18 protein-coding genes are annotated in these 16,600 nt (G+C 60.7%); 17 read left to right on the top strand and 1 reads right to left on the bottom strand.

From position 1 onward, the window contains the following. The first annotated feature begins 64 nt into the window (after window positions 1-64). The 8 genes from AC1RTB_RS03580 (at window position 65) to AC1RTB_RS03545 (ending at window position 8,399) form a co-directional block, all read left to right on the top strand. On the top strand, window positions 65-1,405 hold the full coding sequence (locus tag AC1RTB_RS03580) for a uracil-xanthine permease family protein (RefSeq protein WP_492880482.1): 1,341 nt from the start codon (window positions 65-67) through the stop codon (window positions 1,403-1,405). Between the two features lie 306 nt (window positions 1,406-1,711). Continuing rightward, window positions 1,712-1,939, top strand: a complete 228-nt coding sequence (locus AC1RTB_RS03575; protein ID WP_492880481.1) for a hypothetical protein — start codon at window positions 1,712-1,714, stop codon at window positions 1,937-1,939. Between the two features lie 462 nt (window positions 1,940-2,401). Next, window positions 2,402-4,192, top strand: a complete 1,791-nt coding sequence (locus tag AC1RTB_RS03570; protein ID WP_492880480.1) for a DUF6538 domain-containing protein — start codon at window positions 2,402-2,404, stop codon at window positions 4,190-4,192. A 160-nt stretch (window positions 4,193-4,352) separates the two neighbouring features. Beyond that, on the top strand, window positions 4,353-5,543 hold the full coding sequence (locus tag AC1RTB_RS03565; protein ID WP_492880479.1) for a phage portal protein: 1,191 nt from the start codon (window positions 4,353-4,355) through the stop codon (window positions 5,541-5,543). After that, the gene (locus AC1RTB_RS03560; protein ID WP_492880478.1) at window positions 5,543-5,878 is read left to right on the top strand and encodes a gene transfer agent family protein; all 336 of its coding nucleotides are present in this window, start codon (window positions 5,543-5,545) and stop codon (window positions 5,876-5,878) included. Before AC1RTB_RS03565 ends, AC1RTB_RS03560 begins: the two co-directional genes overlap by 1 nt. Further along, entirely contained in the window at window positions 5,875-7,431 is a 1,557-nt protein-coding gene (locus AC1RTB_RS03555; RefSeq protein ID WP_492880477.1) for a phage major capsid protein, read from the top strand. The genes AC1RTB_RS03560 and AC1RTB_RS03555 overlap by 4 nt, the downstream gene beginning before the upstream one ends. Before the next feature lie 3 nt (window positions 7,432-7,434). Continuing rightward, a complete protein-coding gene (locus tag AC1RTB_RS03550) occupies window positions 7,435-8,055 on the top strand; it encodes a hypothetical protein (RefSeq protein WP_492880476.1) in 621 nt (206 codons plus the stop codon). After that, the gene (locus AC1RTB_RS03545; protein WP_492880475.1) at window positions 8,055-8,399 is read left to right on the top strand and encodes an HNH endonuclease; all 345 of its coding nucleotides are present in this window, start codon (window positions 8,055-8,057) and stop codon (window positions 8,397-8,399) included. The genes AC1RTB_RS03550 and AC1RTB_RS03545 overlap by 1 nt, the downstream gene beginning before the upstream one ends. An 8-nt stretch (window positions 8,400-8,407) precedes the next feature. Here AC1RTB_RS03545 and AC1RTB_RS03540 read toward each other — a convergent pair whose 3' ends face one another. Next, a complete protein-coding gene (locus AC1RTB_RS03540) occupies window positions 8,408-8,797 on the bottom strand; it encodes a hypothetical protein (RefSeq protein ID WP_492880474.1) in 390 nt (129 codons plus the stop codon). A gap of 77 nt (window positions 8,798-8,874) precedes the next feature. Between AC1RTB_RS03540 and AC1RTB_RS03535 the strand changes: the two genes are divergently transcribed. From AC1RTB_RS03535 to AC1RTB_RS03495, 9 genes are all read left to right on the top strand, one after another. Beyond that, window positions 8,875-9,411, top strand: a complete 537-nt coding sequence (locus tag AC1RTB_RS03535) for a hypothetical protein (RefSeq protein ID WP_492880473.1) — start codon at window positions 8,875-8,877, stop codon at window positions 9,409-9,411. Further along, window positions 9,408-9,737, top strand: a complete 330-nt coding sequence (locus tag AC1RTB_RS03530) for a head-tail connector protein (protein ID WP_492880472.1) — start codon at window positions 9,408-9,410, stop codon at window positions 9,735-9,737. Before AC1RTB_RS03535 ends, AC1RTB_RS03530 begins: the two co-directional genes overlap by 4 nt. Beyond that, a complete protein-coding gene (locus tag AC1RTB_RS03525; RefSeq protein WP_492880471.1) occupies window positions 9,730-10,158 on the top strand; it encodes an HK97-gp10 family putative phage morphogenesis protein in 429 nt (142 codons plus the stop codon). The genes AC1RTB_RS03530 and AC1RTB_RS03525 overlap by 8 nt, the downstream gene beginning before the upstream one ends. Beyond that, window positions 10,155-10,574 carry a DUF3168 domain-containing protein gene (locus tag AC1RTB_RS03520; RefSeq protein WP_492880470.1) on the top strand — a complete coding sequence of 140 codons (420 nt, stop codon included), beginning with the start codon at window positions 10,155-10,157 and terminating at the stop codon, window positions 10,572-10,574. The genes AC1RTB_RS03525 and AC1RTB_RS03520 overlap by 4 nt, the downstream gene beginning before the upstream one ends. A gap of 1 nt (window position 10,575) precedes the next feature. Further along, the gene (locus AC1RTB_RS03515; protein WP_492880469.1) at window positions 10,576-10,893 is read left to right on the top strand and encodes a head-tail adaptor protein; all 318 of its coding nucleotides are present in this window, start codon (window positions 10,576-10,578) and stop codon (window positions 10,891-10,893) included. A gap of 113 nt (window positions 10,894-11,006) precedes the next feature. Continuing rightward, window positions 11,007-11,291: a P27 family phage terminase small subunit gene (locus AC1RTB_RS03510; protein WP_492880468.1), complete on the top strand. Its 285-nt coding sequence runs from the start codon at window positions 11,007-11,009 to the stop codon at window positions 11,289-11,291. After that, on the top strand, window positions 11,288-12,913 hold the full coding sequence (locus tag AC1RTB_RS03505; protein ID WP_492880467.1) for a terminase large subunit: 1,626 nt from the start codon (window positions 11,288-11,290) through the stop codon (window positions 12,911-12,913). The genes AC1RTB_RS03510 and AC1RTB_RS03505 overlap by 4 nt, the downstream gene beginning before the upstream one ends. Before the next feature lie 11 nt (window positions 12,914-12,924). Then, a complete protein-coding gene (locus AC1RTB_RS03500) occupies window positions 12,925-15,597 on the top strand; it encodes a hypothetical protein (RefSeq protein ID WP_492880466.1) in 2,673 nt (890 codons plus the stop codon). A gap of 542 nt (window positions 15,598-16,139) precedes the next feature. After that, complete coding sequence (locus AC1RTB_RS03495; RefSeq protein WP_492880465.1) at window positions 16,140-16,577, top strand: hypothetical protein; 438 nt, start codon at window positions 16,140-16,142, stop codon at window positions 16,575-16,577. Window positions 16,578-16,600: the final 23 nt, after the last annotated feature.

Below are 16,600 nucleotides of genomic sequence, written 5' to 3'. Positions count from 1 at the left end.
CCAAGTCAAATCACCGAACGCCGCAAAGCGCGGCTCATGCTTCTGGGAGGAGGTAGTTCAAACCATGGCTGGATACATAGATGCCCATCTGGGCGAACAGGAACATCGGCTGGTCGACAACGCGGTCGGGGATGTTGAGGAGATCATCCCCGCCAAGCGTCGCATCGCTCTGGGGCTTCAGCAGGCGCTCGTCTCTAACGCCTGGCTCGACCCCATCTTCATCGCCTCGGTGGCGGGCTTTTCCGCTGCCCTGGCGACAAACCTGGTGACCGCGACCTTCCTGGCCGCGGGCATCGTCACGGTGGTGCAAAGCACCAAGCTGGTGCGTCTGCCGGTGGTGCAGGGGCCGTCCTCGGCATTCTCGCCGCTGGCCATCGGCTACTACAAGGCAGGCACGATGTCGGCGGCGAGCCTGGGCCTGATCATCGGCGCGGGGTTGGTCTTTCTAGCTGCGATCTTCGGCCAGTTTGCCCGGCTCCGCCGCCTGCTGTCGCCTGCGGTTTCCGGCACCATCATCACCCTTGTCGGCATTGCACTCGCCGGCTTCACCTTCATGGAGTTCTTCGGCGGCATCGGCTCGCCGAGTTTTGCCACCGGTCCCAGCCTGCTGCTTGCCTGCGTCACCACGGCGGTCGTGCTGGTCAGTGCCGCACTCGGCGGCTCCTGTCGCATGTTCGGCTTTCTGATCGCATTGATCGTCGGCGACATCCTGGCGCTGTGCCTGGGCATGCTCGACTTTTCCGGCGTGGGACAGGCGCCGTGGATCGCGTTCCCCAAGCTGCTGCCTTACGGAGCGCTGACCTTCGACCCCGCGATCACCATCACCATGTGCATCGTCTTTGTCGTCGCCGTTGTCGAAGCCATGGGCATGTATGAGGCGACTGCCAAGCTGACCGGCGTCGAACTGACCGACAAGCGCGTCAACGCCGGCATTGCCGGGGAGGCAGGCGGGTCGATGCTGGCCGCCCTCATCGGCGGCTTCGGCACCACCGCCTATGCCCAGAACCTTGGCGTCATCAGGCTGACGGGTGTTGCCAGCCGGCATGTGGTGCGTGTCACCGGCATCATCTTCATCGCGTTGGCATTCCTGCCCAAGGTCGCCGCTGTTTTGGTGGCGACGCCGGCGGCCGTCGTCGGCGGGCTGTTCCTGCCGGCTGCCGCAACCGTCGTCATGACCGGCATCCAGATGGCGGGTCAGGACCGTGGCTCGCCGGTGAAGAACATGGTCGCGCCGCTGGGGCTGATGGCCGGCCTTGGCATTCCCGCCCTTTCGGGCGCGCTGTCGGGCGGCCTGCCGCAGATCCTTGGCGAAATGCTGGGCCATTCGATCGTCGTCGGGGCGGTGACCGTGATGCTCGCCGAGATCGCCCTGGTCAGGATCCCCGATCTCCTGCGCTCGCGCTAGGCAAAGTGAAGGCGGGCTGGTTTCGACCAGTTCGCCATTCTCGGCCGATGGCCCGACCCCGGCGCCCGGCGGGACGGTGGTCTCCTGCATTTTCGCTTCGGGGCGCCTTAAGTGGCGATAGGCGAGAAATAATTCTCCCGCATCGTATAAACTCATTCAAAATTAGGGTGAGTGCGCGCACGTTGAAATGCCCGATCAAACGACAATACGCGGGAAAATTGAATTCTGGGCAGAGAATCCTTATTTAACATTCAGTGGAATCTTATTTCCGCGATGCGATGAGGATTTCAAATAGTGGATCTTGGTATGGAAAATTTTCTGGAGAAAGCTCAGTCTCGCTCAAATGAGGCGCAGAAGAAAACAGCGGAGCGCAACAGCGCGATGGCTGAATATCAGTCCGAGGCCAAGGCCCGGGCTGCAAAGACTGCCAGGTTGCGAGAATTGCGACTTGCCAAAGACGAGGCAGACCGGGCGGAAGAGGCCCTGAAGCCCGTCGAGCCCAAGAAAAAGCGCGTGGCCGCGAAGAAGAAATAGGCCAGGTGGCCGAGACCACGATTTTGCCGGCAAAGTGCACGATCAACTGACGGCTTGCCCGGTGCTATTCCTTTAGGGAACTGGCCCGGGCAGCCCGTCTGATGCCAACGCCGCTCCGCCTTGGCGATCTTGTCGAAAACGCTCGTGCGGATGTGCAATCTGTGCGGGCAGCTCCGTACTGGTGAGTACGCCGAGGCCCAATTGCGCGCTTCCCTGCTGCGCACTGTTCGAGCCCACGGGCGAGGGATGAACCACATCCAGACCGCCGGAGGCGATTGCCGCTGCGGGCAGAGGCCACTCGGGCATTGTTGATTTGTTTGGAAAAAATTGGCTGGGGAACCTGGACAGTAATCCAACTTTTTTCAAGTGCCTGAAATCAAACAAACTATTGCTTTTAAATGTCTTTTCTGGCTAAAACTGTTCCGGTTTAGTGTTCCGGAATGGTGCTACGGAAAGGCGACAATGGCAAGGCTGACTTACCTCGAAAGGCGCGCCGCGACCTACTATGCGCGGATCGACATTCCCGTTGATCTTGTCCCGTTCTACGGCACCACGACCCGGAAGAAGTCGCTTCGCACTAAGGATGAGGCCACCGCCAAGTCACGCCTGTGGCCGGTGATTGAGGCATGGCGGGCCGAGTTTGAGGACGTGCGTGCACGCCGGGCTATTACCGCCGATGACAAGGCCGATGCTGTTTGGCAGCACTACACCGGCATCCTTGAACGCTATGAAGTGGAACAGGCAAACCGCTCGACCGCTAGCGACATAGAGACGGCTACCGACGCAGCACTTGCTGAAGCTCGCAAGTCCGGTGCGGCCGATGCTGGCCCTATCGCCATGATTAATGCCATGACGGATGTTGAAATCCTCGCCAACAAGGCAGCATGGGAAGCTCGCCGCCGGGCGGCCCGATTGAACCGGTTTCGTGCGGACCTGTCTGCAGGCGATCCATCAGTTATTGGCGGTGAGGTTGACACTTACGTTGACCAAAACAAGCTTCTGGCTGATCCGCTGTCGCCGGATCGCGGCGACCTTGCCCGGCGCATGATGCGTGCCGAGATCGAGGCTCTTGAGCGCACTCTTGAACGCGACAAGGGCAATTACGCCGGCGCCCCGCGTGACCCGATAGTGAAGCCCGCCACCGGCACGTCACGCGAGCAGGCGAAGGCCGGTGAAACCATCATGGAGCTATTCGAGCAATACGCCGCCGAAAACCCGAAGGGTATCGCCACCGACACCATTGCGCAGGCACGGCGCGACGTTGGCAGCTTTGTCGATTATGTCGGCAGCACTTGTCCGGCTCACCGGATCGACAAGAAGGCCGTTCGCGAGTGGAAGGCGCTCTTGCTGAAGTATCCGGTGAAAGCGACCGAGACGAAGGCATTCGCAGGTATGAAGCTAGCGCAGATCGTCCGGCACAATGAAAAGGTCGGCAAGCCGGTGATTACGCCGCGCACCGTCAACCGCTACCTTGCGGGCTTCAGCGCATTTTGTAGCTGGTTGGTCAATCATGGATACCTCGACCACAATCCGGCCGATGGCATGTTCCTGAAAAAGTCTAAGGATAAAACCACGGTCCCCTTCACGACGGACCAGATGAATACTCTTTTCAAGTCGCCGCTATTCACCGGATGCCGCGGCGCGGACGAATGGCGCAATGTCGCCAAGCCCGGCAACGTGCGCATTCGTGATCATCGCTATTGGGTTCCATTGATCATGCTTTTCTCAGGCGCTCGCCCGGCAGAGATTGCGCAACTTGCCGTCACTGATGTTCGGCAGGAGCACGGCCATTGGATCATGCACATCACTACGGAAGGAGAGGGCGACAAGAGTGTGAAGACTGAAGGTTCGATGCGCGTCGTGCCGATGCATGACGAGCTTATCCGGCTCGGGTTCATCAAGTATCGTGATGGCATGGAAGCAGCCGGCCACGCCCGCCTATTCCCCGAAGCCAAGCGCAATGCGCGCGGACAAATGATTGCGGAGTTCTCCCGCGAGTTCGGCCGCTATCTCACGCGGCAGGAAATGAAGGTCGGGCGCGGCCTATCGCTGTATAGCTTCCGGCATGGTGCGGCCGATGCCCTTCGCCGCGCTGGACACCTGGACGAACAGTTCGGGTTCATCCTTGGACATACCAGCGCCAGCATGACCGGCCGTTACGGCATCATGCCTCAAGGAATGCTTCAGCAGCGCGTCGAGCTTGTGAATTCCATCGCCTATCCCGACCTGAAGATTGATCATCTTTTCTTATGAATTTTTGACGATCTATCATCTTTTGTTATTTTAGGGATTCACACTAGATTCAACCTGTGAGAGAATCGATTCAGGTTTTGTTCTCACAGGTTTGGTTGCGTTGCGTAATAGGTTCGGCCGAGTAGTTAGGGCCCTAGGTTTCGGATCGGAGCAGAAGGCGTTGCCTCTGTCCGATCCTGCCATCTTCGAACTGTTCGGCGTCGTGCCGTCCGCTTCTGGCGTGACCGTCACTGCGAGCACCGCCCTGCGTGTGCCTGCCGTGCTTCATGCAGTCCGCCTCATTGCCGAAACCATCGGTTCCTTGCCTTGCAAGCTCTACCGCGAGGAAGGGGACAGCAAAGAAGCCGCGAAGGATCACGCCGGCCGCCTTGTGCACAACCTCGCGAACCCTTGGACAAGCGCCGGCCAGCTCCGCATTGATCTCACGGTCGACGCCCTTTTGCACGGCGCTGGTTATGCTGAAGTGGTGCGCGTCGGCGACGACCAGCCGTTTGAGCTTCACCGCCTTGCGCCCGGCACCGTTCAGCGCCGCATCGAAGATGTTGGCAGCGAACCCTATTACCTTGTGCAGCGTGAGCGCGGCCGACAGGTGCGCTTGTCCTACCGCGACGTGCTTTATGTGCCGGCCTTTGCTGCTACCTCGCCGATCACGCTAGGGAAGGATGCCATCGGCGTTGCTATGGTGCTTGAACGCCACGCTTCGCAGTTCTTCGCCGGTGGCGCTCGCCCGTCTGGCGTCGTCTCGAATGAGAAGCCGGCCGGCGGTGAGTCCGGTGCAAAGACTGTATCCAACATCCTGAAGTCGTGGCGCGCCTGGCTGTCCAATGCCAACGGCGACCCGCTCATTCTCGACGCCGGATGGAAATATGCGGCGCAGACGATGCCTAGCACGGATGCGCAGTTCATTGAGAACCGGCTTGAGCAGATCAATGAGATTGCCCGCATCTTCGGTGTGCCGCCGTCCATGCTCTACCAGCTTGAGCGTGCGACTTGGAGCAACGCCGAACAGATGGCGGCGAGCTTCCTTCAGCTTTGCCTTCGTCCTTGGCTCGACCGCTGGCAGGACGCCTATGCGACCGTCCTTTTGACGGAAGACGAACAGGACGACCTCTATTTCGAATTCGTCATTGACGACCTTCAGCGCGCCGACGCGGCGGGCCGGGCGGAAATCTTCGGCAAGCTGGTCGCCATGCGCGCCATGACGCCGAACGAAGTCCGCGCTGCCATGAACCTGCCGGCGCTGCCGGGCGGTGACGAACTCGTCAATCCCTACACCACGACCACGCCGCAAGCCGGGAAACTCCCGCCCGGCGACAACGACAACGCCGATCCGGCGAAGGACGCAGCCTAGTGAAGCACACCGCCTTTTTCGGAGATGGCGAAAAGACCTTCGCTCTCCCGAACGACCTGATTGAAGAACTTCAGCGGAAGACTAGCACCGGCGTCGGCGCGATCTACACACGCGTCATGACCGGCCAGTTCCAGCTTGCAGACATCATGGAAACCATCCGGCTCGGCCTTATCGGTGGCGGCACGTCGCCGAAAGAAGCACAGGCGCTTGTCGATGCCTATGCCCGGCCGACGCCGATCATCGAAGCATTCCAGCTTGCAGCCGACATCCTTGAAGCCCGGTGGAGCGGCAAGGTCGACACGCCGGCACCCGATACCCAGGACGTGCCGGCATGAGCGAACGTCTCGAAATCAAGGCCGCGCTCACAGTTGACGATACCGGCGAAATTACTGGCCTTGCATGGCCGTTCGGTTCCCCAGATCGCGTCGGCGACGTGATCGAAAAGGGCGCGATCACCGGCCCGGCCACGCTGCCGATGCTCTTTGCGCACGACCAATCACAGGTGATTGGCGTTTGGGACAGCATCGCGGAAACCGCCGATGGCCTGACCGTTAAGGGCCGCTTGCTGGTCGATGACGTGGAACGCGCCCGCGAAGTCCGCGCCATGATCCGCAGCAAGGCCGTCACCGGCTTGTCGATTGGCTTCGTTACCAAGGCGAGCAAGCCCCGCCAGCGCGGCCGCACCATTACGGCGCTCAACCTTCACGAAATTTCCGTTGTCGCGATCCCCTGCCATCCGGGCGCGCAAATCACATCGATCAAAGCCGCCGATGGCACGGCAACACAAAAGGAAACCCACATGGAAGAAGAACTTGAGAATGCGCCGGTCGTGAACGCCGATCCTGTGATTGAGAAGAAGGATTTCGACGCCCTCAAGGCCCGCCTCGACAAGATCGAAGCGAAGGCCAATCGCCCGGTTGCTGCCAACAACAACTACCCGTCCGCCGACAATGACAATGATGAGCGCAAGGCGTTCGTTTCGTTCATTCGGCGCGGCATCGAGAGGCTTAACGCCGACGAGGTGAAGGCGCTCACAGTGTCGGTGGATGGCAACGGCGGCTATCTGGCACCGGAAGCGTTCGGCGACGAAATCCTGAAGAAGATCGTCGAGATGTCGCCAATCCGCCAGTATGCCAAGGTTACGTCGATTACGGCAGCGGAAATCAAGTATCCGCGCAAGCTCACCGGCACCGAAGCGACTTGGGTTTCCGAGATCGGAAACCGTTCCGAGTCCGGCATGACGTTCGAACAGGCGACGTTTACGCCCTACGAGCTTTCGTGCTTTGTGCCCGTGTCTCGCCAGCTTTTGGAAGACAACGCCTATGGCCTTGAGGCCGAGCTTTCCGCCGACTTCGGCGAAAGCTTCGCCAAGACCGAAGGCGCTGCATTCGTCAATGGCAACGGCACCGGCAAGCCGAAGGGTTTGCTTGTAGCCAGCGGTATTGCTGAAGTGAAGACCGGCAACGCTGCCACGCTCGGCACCGATCCGGCCGCCACCATCATCGGTATGTTCCATTCTGTCCCGTCTGTTGTGGCGCAGAATGGCGTCTGGTTGATGAACCGCAAGACGCTCGGCCAGCTTCGCACCCTGAAGGATGACACCGGCCGCTTCATCATGCTCGACCCGATCACGGTGGGCGCACCGGCCACGTTGCTCGGCCGGCCGATCGTGGAAGCGATCGACATGCCCGATGTTGCCGCAAACGCCTATCCGATCATGTTCGGCGACCTGTCCGGCTACCGGATCGTTGACCGCATCGGCCTGTCGATCCTCCGTGATCCCTTCACCCTGTCCGACAATGGACAGGTGAAGTTCACCGCGTATCGGCGCACCGGTGGCGACGTTTCCCACACCGACCGCTTCTTGAAGCTGAAGGTTGCGGCCTAATCCATGACCTACCGGCTCGCACATGACGAGATCACGCTTGCGCTCGGTGGCAACACCGTGCGCTTGCGCCCGTCATTGCGGGCCGCTTCCCGCCTTGAGCGCCTGCATGATGGTTTCGCCGGCTTGCTCCGGCACGTCACCGAATTCCATCTCGGCACGATCCGCGACATCATCACGACCGCTGCCAGCGACCGGCAGGAGGCAACCGCCTTCCTCGCCCGGATCGACACCACGCCATTGAAGATCGTCGCCGAAACCATCGTCGCGCCGATCCTGGCCCTTTGCGCCGCCTTCATTCCGGCATCCGATCAAAACGCCGAGCCCGATCCGACCGCCAAGCCTATGCCTTGGCCGGAAGTCTATCGCGAGCTTTTCCGCAAGGCGACTGGCTGGCTCGGTTGGACGCCTGAAGCCGCATGGAACGCTACGCCGACCGAAATCAATGATGCCTTCACCGGCCATGTTGCCATGCTGAAGACCATCCACGGCGCACCTGAAAAGGATGCCGACCAGAAGCAGCCCGACCCCGCGCAGGCCAGCCGCAACATCGCGGAAGGTCTCGACCCTGAATTTGACCGGGAAGGCCTTCGCGCCCTCCAGGTGAAGCTTCGGAGGGCTAGCTGATGTCCCGCCCGCCGCACCTTTGCACCTGCGGCCGTATTGTTCCGTATGGCGTTCGCTGTGAATGCCAGCGCGCAGCGACCCGTGAGCGCAACGCGCGTCACGACGCCCGCCGGCCTACCGCCCGCGAGCGCGGCTATAACCATGATTGGCGCAAGGCGCGCGCTGAATACCTCACCGCGCACCCGTATTGCCGCATGTGCGGCAACCCCGCCACGACCATCGACCATATCGTCCGGCACCGTGGCGACCGCTCCCTGTTCTGGAACCGGAGCAACTGGCAACCTCTTTGCGCGCCCTGCCACAACCGCGTGAAGCAGCGCCTTGAGCGGAGCAACCGCACATGACTGTGACGTTATCCAAGCCCTTTTTCACGAAGGGTGCGAGCGAGTGCTTCTTCGGCGTCAACGTCCGGCACTTCTTTGGCCGGCTTCTTGCCAGTCCTCAGATAGTCGCTTTCTGCTTTCTTCCGGATTTTCTCACTCCTTTGAAATTTCATCTCGCCAGCGGCGATCTCTGGATGAAAGAGCAGGGCTTGCCGGACGCGATCGGCTGCACCCGCGACGATGCCGCCAACAATCAGCGTGCCCCCGGTCATTATCAGCCCGCTTGCAATCCAGAGCGTGTGAAAATTGACGATGCCGCGCGACTCATAAGCGTAGCCGGATGCTCCGCCCCCCATAAGCATAAGCCAGCCAACGCCCATGGCGATAAAGCCCACAATTGCAGCCGGATGCGAAAACATAATACCCCCAAGATGAATCAAAGCAGACTTACTCGTGGCTTAAAGACGACAAAAATACAAGCGCGGAACGCCGCGTGATGACCAACGACGATTTACTTGCCTTTGACGGCGTCAGCCAAGCCATCACTGAATGGGCGCTCGACTACGGCATCCTGCCGGCGATCATCATCGCCCGGCTTGAGCGCGGCCTTTCGATAGAGCAGGCCATCACCAAGCCCATGGTGACGGCACGTGGGCAGCGCCTCATTGGTCAGCATCTTGAACACTACATCACTGCCAATCGCAGTGTGTGGCAGCGTGAGAAGCGAGAGCGCGATCAAAGACCGCGAGCCCGTCGCAATCCTTTGGGCCGCTGCTACGGCTTAACGCATGAGCTCCTCCATAAGGGCAAAAGCGGAAGCCTTGTCGAATGGGCGGAGCGTGTTGGCTTTAGTCCGCGCACCCTCCGCACCCGATTGAATAGCGGTTGGTCGATTGAGGATGCCCTGACCACTCCCCTGAGAAAGCGCCCCGGGGTGGTCTCTAACTTTGAGCCCTTCGAGGGGACCGGCGCGGGGAGCACCGCGCAAGAGACTCCCGAAATAACTTTTTCTGAAAAGGCTGAAAACGCATGAGCATCGTGACCCTTTCGCTCGCCAAGGCACACCTGAAGGTAGTCAGAACTGACGAAGATGAGCTCATTCAACTTTATCTCGACTCGGCCGAAGCATTCCTAGGCAACTACATCGACAAGCCGCTCGCCGACTTCGATCCGCTGCCGGGGGACCTCAAGCACGCCGTTCTGAAGCTCGCGGCCTTCCACTATGAGATGCGCGGCATTGCCGCCTTCGGCCTGTCCATGCAGCTTGCGCCGGCCGGCGTCACGACCGTTGCCGACAACTACCGCGCCTTCCTTGGACAGAAGCGCGCGGACATTTTTACGGATGACGCCGATGGCTAAGAAAGACAACGGGCTTGTCTCGACGCTCGCGGCTATCGAGCGCGCTCGCCGCGCACCCCGCGAGGCCATCATGCAGGCGCTTCTGAAGTCCGGCGAAGAGCTTGCCGACGCTCAGCGGCTGCTTGCTGAAAGCTCGCGCGACACAGGCGCGTTGATCGACAGCATAGCCGTGACGCCGCCCGGCCAATCGACACCGCCTTACTCGCAGCCCGGTGGCTCGCGCGTGGCAGGTGAAACCGAAGTGATAGTGACCGCCGGCAATGTAGATGTCCGCTACGCGCACCTTGTCGAGTTCGGCACGGCCGACGCTGAAGCGCAACCGTTCTTCTGGCCGGCCCTTCGCCTGCTTCGAAAGCGCCTTCAGAACCGCATCAACCGGACCGCAAAGAAGGCCGTCAAGGACGCTTGGAGCGGCCAATGATCGAACCGACCCTAGCCCTTCAGACCGCTATCGGTAACGCCCTAGTGGCATCGCCCGCCGTCACCGCGCTTGTCGATTCCGACAATATCCGTGGCGGCTCGACGCGGCCCGACAACCTACCGGCCATCATCATGAGCGGCGGCATGACCCAATTCCTCGGCAACGCTTCCGGCTCGCAGTATGTCGCCCGCGTCTTTCTCGACCTTCATGTGTGGGCGGTGGAGGACGGTGCTGACACCGCGAAGGCCATCGGCTTTGCCGTTTGCAACGTCCTAAAGGAAGCGCCCGATGCGGCTGGCTTCACCTTCGATGAATTCGACCTGCCGGCTGTTCGGTGGATGCGCGATCCCGATCCGGAGGAGTCCTACACCCACGGCGTCCTCACTGTAGAAGCCGTCATGCGGTGGAGCGTCTAACATGCTGAATATTGGAAGGCTCGACCGCACCGTTGTTGTTGAAAGGCGCACCGAAGCGAAAAACGAGCACCACACCCCGATTGCAGCCTGGACGGAGTTTGTCACGCTTTGGGCTGAAGTTCTTCAGACCGTCGCCGACGAAGGGGAGGCAGGCATGGGGGAGGCGCAAACCGAAACACTCACGTTCCGCACCCGCTACTTCCCCGGTATCACGACTGCCGACCGACTGGTGTTCGAAGGCTGCGTGTTCAACCTTAAGGGCATCACCGAAGTCGGCAGGCGCGATGCCCTTGAGCTTCGCGCCGTGGCAACGTCGTGACCCACCTCAGGGGCATAAAGCCCGCTCTCTCCCCAGATCGTGAACCGCTTACGAAGGCACCATCCGCGCCGAAGTGGATGACGGCCGAAGCCCGCGCGGAATGGAAGCGGATCATGCCGCGCCTTGTGGCGGATCGGATCATCACCAAGGCCGACCTGACCGGCGTCGAGAACTATTGCTTGGCGACCGGACGCATCCGCGAAATCGAAACTATCTTCCGCGCTACTGGCAGTTTGGACAAGGTGCTTTTCGGAATGCAGAACCGCGCCATGCAGACGGCGCGGCAGCTTGCCGCCGAATATGGCCTGTCGCCGGTCTCGCGCGCTCGCGTCGGTGCTGTCGGCACTGATGACGATGACGACGGCAACCCGCTCACAATCGGAAGGAACCGCCCATGAGTAGGAGCGCGTTTCCACACTGGATTTATGACGGCACTCCGATCCCCGATCCGAAGGGCTACGGACAGGAAGCCGTTGATTTCCTCCGGGTGCTGAGGCACCCGGCCAGCACGGCGCCGAAGCACGTCTTCCAGCTATTTACGCCCTTTGAGCGGATGACGAAGCGCATCTATGGGCCGCGTAATTCGGACGGCACTCGCATTGTAAAGAAGGTCTTTCTTATGCTTGGCCGCGGGAACCGGAAGACCAGCCACGCCGCGGCGTGGTCGCTCTTGCATCTACTTGGCCCCGAAGCCGTTCCCGCTGGACAGGTAATCTTTGCGGCCTGCGACCGTGAACAGGCGGGCATCGGCTTCCGTGAAGCGGCGAACATCGTGCGTATGGATAAGCGGCTTGTGGCCGCGACGAAGATCAATGACGCATTCAATTCCGCGAAGCAGATTTTGAACCGGACGAACGGCGCGACCCTCAAGGCCATTTCGAGCGACGGGAAGGCGCAACACGGCACCACGCCCAACTTCATCCTCGTGGACGAAATCCACCAATGGAAGGGACGCGACCTTTGGGAAGCACTCGACTCCGGCACGACGAAGGTGGCCGATCCTCTTACGATCATCTGCACCACGGCAGGCCGTGGACAGGATAATCTCGGTTTCGAGCAGTATGACTACGCTTACAGGGTAGCGACCGGCGAGATTGACGACCCGACCGTGTTACCGATCCTGTTCCAGCTTGAGGCGGGCGACGACTGGCGCGATGAAGCGATGTGGCCAAAGGCGAATCCTGGCCTTCCTTTCGGCTTCCCGAACATCGTCGGTTTGCGGAACAAGGCGAAGGAAGCCGAAAACAGCCCGCCCGCCCGCTATCAGTTTCAGCAGTTGAACCTGAATATCTGGCAGGCACATTCCCGCGATCCGCTCTTTGACATGGCGACCTATGACACCGGCAAGATCCCGCTCGATCTCGCGGACCTATCAGCGCTGCCGTGTTTCATTGGCGTGGATATGTCCGTCAACGGCGACCTCACGGCTGTTGTGGCGGCTTGGCGCGGCAATGATGGCACGATCACGGTGCATCCGTGGTTTTTCGTGCCCGGTGACGACCTAAAGGGACGGGCCGAACGTGACGGCGTTCCCTATGAGCAGTGGCGCGACGATGGCCTTATCACTGTGATCGACGGGCCGGTGATCGAGCCGGAGGAAGTTGAAAAGCAGATTCGCGAGATATGCGCCGACAACGACAACGTGCGTGAAATCGCCTTCGACCCGCACCTTGCCCGGATGACGATGCAGCGCCTTCATGACGATGGCTTGCCGGCAGTCGAGATGCGGCAAGGGCCGCTCACCATGGGGCCAGCAATCGGCGTGCTCGAGCGCGTAGTGAACGGCCGGGCGCTTCGCCACAACGGGCACCCCGTGCTTCGCCATCACTTCGATAGCGTCGTAGCATCGCGGAACGACACAGGTCTTGTTCGGATGCACAAGAGCAAGAAGACCGATCGCATAGACGGCGCGGTTGCCGCCGTCATGGCCGTTGCCCGCGCCACTCTCAATGATAACCGCAAGTCCATCTACGACATGGACAAAGACGAATTCGACCGCCTCACGGACGAAGCAGCATAGGAAATTTGAGAATGAACAACGATCAACAGCGCCTTGTCGTGTCGCTCGAAGCCCGCTTGAACAAGTATGAGAAGGACATGACGCGCGCCGGCAAGGCGACCAATGATAACTTCCGGCGCATGGAAGGCCGCGCCAAGCAGTTCTCCGGCAACATGGAGAAGGCGACCGGCCGGGCCGTGGAATCACTCGCCGGCAGCATCGAAAGCGCTTTCGCGCCTTTCCTTCGTGGTGGCGCAATCTTTGCCGGTGTCGCCGGCACTGCCATGGCAGTGAAGCAGATTGCCGACTCTGTTGCCGAAGTGGATCGCGAGGCCAAGAAGGCAGGCGTCACGGCACAGGTATGGCAGCAGTGGCACGCGGTTGCGACCTCTACCGGCATGTCTATTGACGGCATGACTGACGCCCTCAAGGAACTGAACATTCGCGGCGACGAGTTCGCCAAGACCGGGAAGGGGAGCGCACAGGCCGCATTCGAAACGCTCGGCTACTCGGCGACGGAAGTTGCCGCCAAGCTCGCCGACCCGAGCCGCTTCCTTGATGAGATTATCGGCAAGCTGCAGAAGCTTGACGCCGCTTCGCGCACCCGCGTCCTCGATGAGATGTTCGGCGGCACCGGCGCGGAACAGCTTGCGAAGGTGCTCGGCCTGTCTGTCACCGAAATCCAGAAGATGCGGAACGAAGCCGCCACCTTCACCAATGAGCAGATTGAGGCCGCGAAGAAGATCGATGCGGAGTTCGCCACGCTCTGGCGAAATGTCACCGTCTACGCCAAGAAGGCCGCAATCGAAGGTGTTGGCTACGCCGGTAGCATCATTTCTGCCCTTCGCGGTGAATGGCTCCCCGGCTACGACAAGCAGCAGAAGGCCTATGATTACCTGTTCTCTGACGAAGCGAAGCTGAAACAGGCCGAAAAGCAGCGCGAGCGCATACAGAAGCAGATCGCCGATGTTGAGATCGGACCGGACTTTGCTACGAAGGGTTTGGAGCTTCGCCAGCTTCGAGCATCGCTGCAGGCTGTCGAGGAACAGATCGTCTCGCTCGGGGGTGGCAGCGACCAGTTGAAGGCGGCGCTGAAGGAGCTTTCCGACATCACGCAGAATGTCGGCAATCGGTTCAATGGCAACGTCACGGCAGCGGCGAATTTCAAGACGGCACTCGCCGACCTCAAGGCGCTTGTGCCCGAACTGAAGGCCGAACTGGACACGCTCGCGCAGTCCGACGCCATCGACGCCGCCTATCGGAAGACGGTCGCAAACGCGCGCAGCATGGGCGAGATTTTGAGCGCGACCGATATCGCAAACCGCGCCAAGAGCATGCAGCGGTTCGGCGCGCACGACAATATTCTCGACCTGATCGGCGCGGCTGAAGGCACCGACAAGGGGCGCGGCTACAATGAAACGCTCGACTATGGCCGCTGGACCGGCGGCGCGGTGAACCTCACCAGCATGACGCTTGATCAGGTGCTTGCACTTCAGGGCCGTATGCGAACGCCCGAAAACCGCGCCTTGTATGGAGAGGGCAAGGGTTCATCGGCGCTTGGCCGGTATCAGATCACCAGCGCCACGCTCACCGATATGATGAAACAGCTTGGCCTTACCGGCGACCGACTGTTTGATGAAGGCACCCAGGACGAAATTGCGCGCGCCTTGCTTCGGCGGCGTGGCGACGATCCGGCTGGCCTTCGCAACGAATGGGAAGGCTTGCGCCGTGTAGACGATACGACCATTCGCGATGCCTACAGCGGCACACCGACCGCTGCACAGCCCCTTGCACCCACGGATACGCAGCAGAAGCAGATTGACCTTGCGCGGCAGCAGAACGAGGCCCGCAAGAGCTTGAATCAGACCGTGCAGCAGGGATTGGACCTCGCTCGGTTCGAACAGTCCATTTCCGGCATGTCTGCCAGTCAGCAGCGTGTCGAGCTTCAGCTTTACCAGTATCAGCAGGAGGCAAGGCGCGCCGGGATCACGCTCACGGCCGAAGAAATCCAGAAGATACGCGAGAAGCTCGAACTCACCGGGCAGCTTGATCAGAAGAACCAGCAGGCAGCGCAGTCCGAAACCGCCTTGCAGCAGGCGGGCCAGTTCTTCGCCCAGAATTTCACGTCCGCCCTGTCCGGCCTGCTTACCGGCACGACCACGCTTAACGACGCCGTGCGCGGGCTGGTCAATTCGCTGATCGACGCCACACTTCAGGCGATGCTCTTGGGGCAGGGGCCGCTTGCTGCCCTGTTCGGCACCGGTGGCGGTGGTGGTCTGTTTGGCGCGTTGTTCGGCTTTGCGGATGGTGGCTACACCGGCGACGGCAGGAAGCACCAGCCGGCCGGCATCGTCCATAAGGGCGAATACGTTATGAGCAAGGACGCAACTCGCCGGATCGGCGTCGGCAATCTTGAGGCGCTACACCGGGGAGCACTTAGCGGCTTTGCCGAAGGTGGCTATGTCGGAGATGCGCCGGCCGTCCGCAGAATGCAGGTGCCGGCGAACAACAATACCGCGCCTGCGCAGGCGATTTCCATCAATGCACCGATCACCGTTAACGGCAGCGCCGGCACGCCCGAACAGAATGCCGACCTCGCCGACAAGATGCGCAAGCAGATGGAGTTGGGGATGCGTTCGGTTGTTGCTGATGAGATTCGACGCCAGACCCGGCCGGGCAACTTCATGAACACGCGGATGCGGTAGCGCATACCTTGTTTGACTCAGGGACGGCCGTGGAGAGGGCGTTGGCATCCGGTTGGTGTCTTTCCCTATCCGGCGTGCATGGCGGTTGCTGGTGAGTCTCCCTGTCGCTTTGGGGCGGAACGGTCCCCGCTCGATCTGGAGACGTTGCCAGCCGGGAGCGAAGCGACCGAGCCGGGCAACCCTCCGTTGTTCGAGCCGGGATATCTGTTGCGGGCCGGAGCAGGAAAACTCACTCATTCCGGAATGAGAGACGAGCTACAAGCCGCGCCTCAGGCGCGGTAAGGCCCGAAGGGCCGCATGGGCGAGGGCCGAAGGCCCGAGTAGCCGGGGCGTCTTGCCTTTAGGTGTCCGCCGACAGTTTTCGCGTCCAGTGAATCTGTATTTGATGTATCTGTTAGTTACATGCCTGCACTACGAACGAAAATTGTCGGCGGACACCGGGCGATTCCCGAAAACTGTCGGCGGACAATATTCCTATCTCGGCTTGATCTATACACGTTAACGTGTTAATATGTATAGATCAGTTGCAGGAGTATTACCATATGAATTCCCTAAAGAAGTCCACGAATGCCGTTCGCCTTGATCCCCGGCGCGTGGAACAGTTGAAGGCCATCGGTGCGAAGCTTGGGCTCACCAGCGCGGGCGTTGTCTCGCAGATGATCCGCGAGAAGATCGACGCAGGCGTGATCGCCGACGCCATCCCCGGCGTCATCATCCGCAAGACTGACGCCGGTGTATCGATCACTGTCGATGAGCATGCGCCGGCCGTCTACAACAAGGACAGCGCGCGAGAGCTTGCCGGCACGATCCGTGCCGTTGTTGATGGTGCGCCGGGCGTCGTGAACCTGGACCTTAGCTTCGGTGTCTACAGGAAGGGGACTGGCTTCAAGATCGCGCTGCCGTTCCCCGGTCCTGAAACCGTGTTCTCCGCTGACCTCGCCCGCGACCTCGCCGGGCTGGTTGAGCAGGCAGCCGTATAAAAAAAAGAACCCCGGCAAGCGAA

Source organism: Aminobacter sp. GW821-FHT11F06, assembly GCF_058808215.1.
Note: the sequence above shows the minus strand (reverse complement) of the source record. Positions and strands in the feature narration are given on the sequence as shown.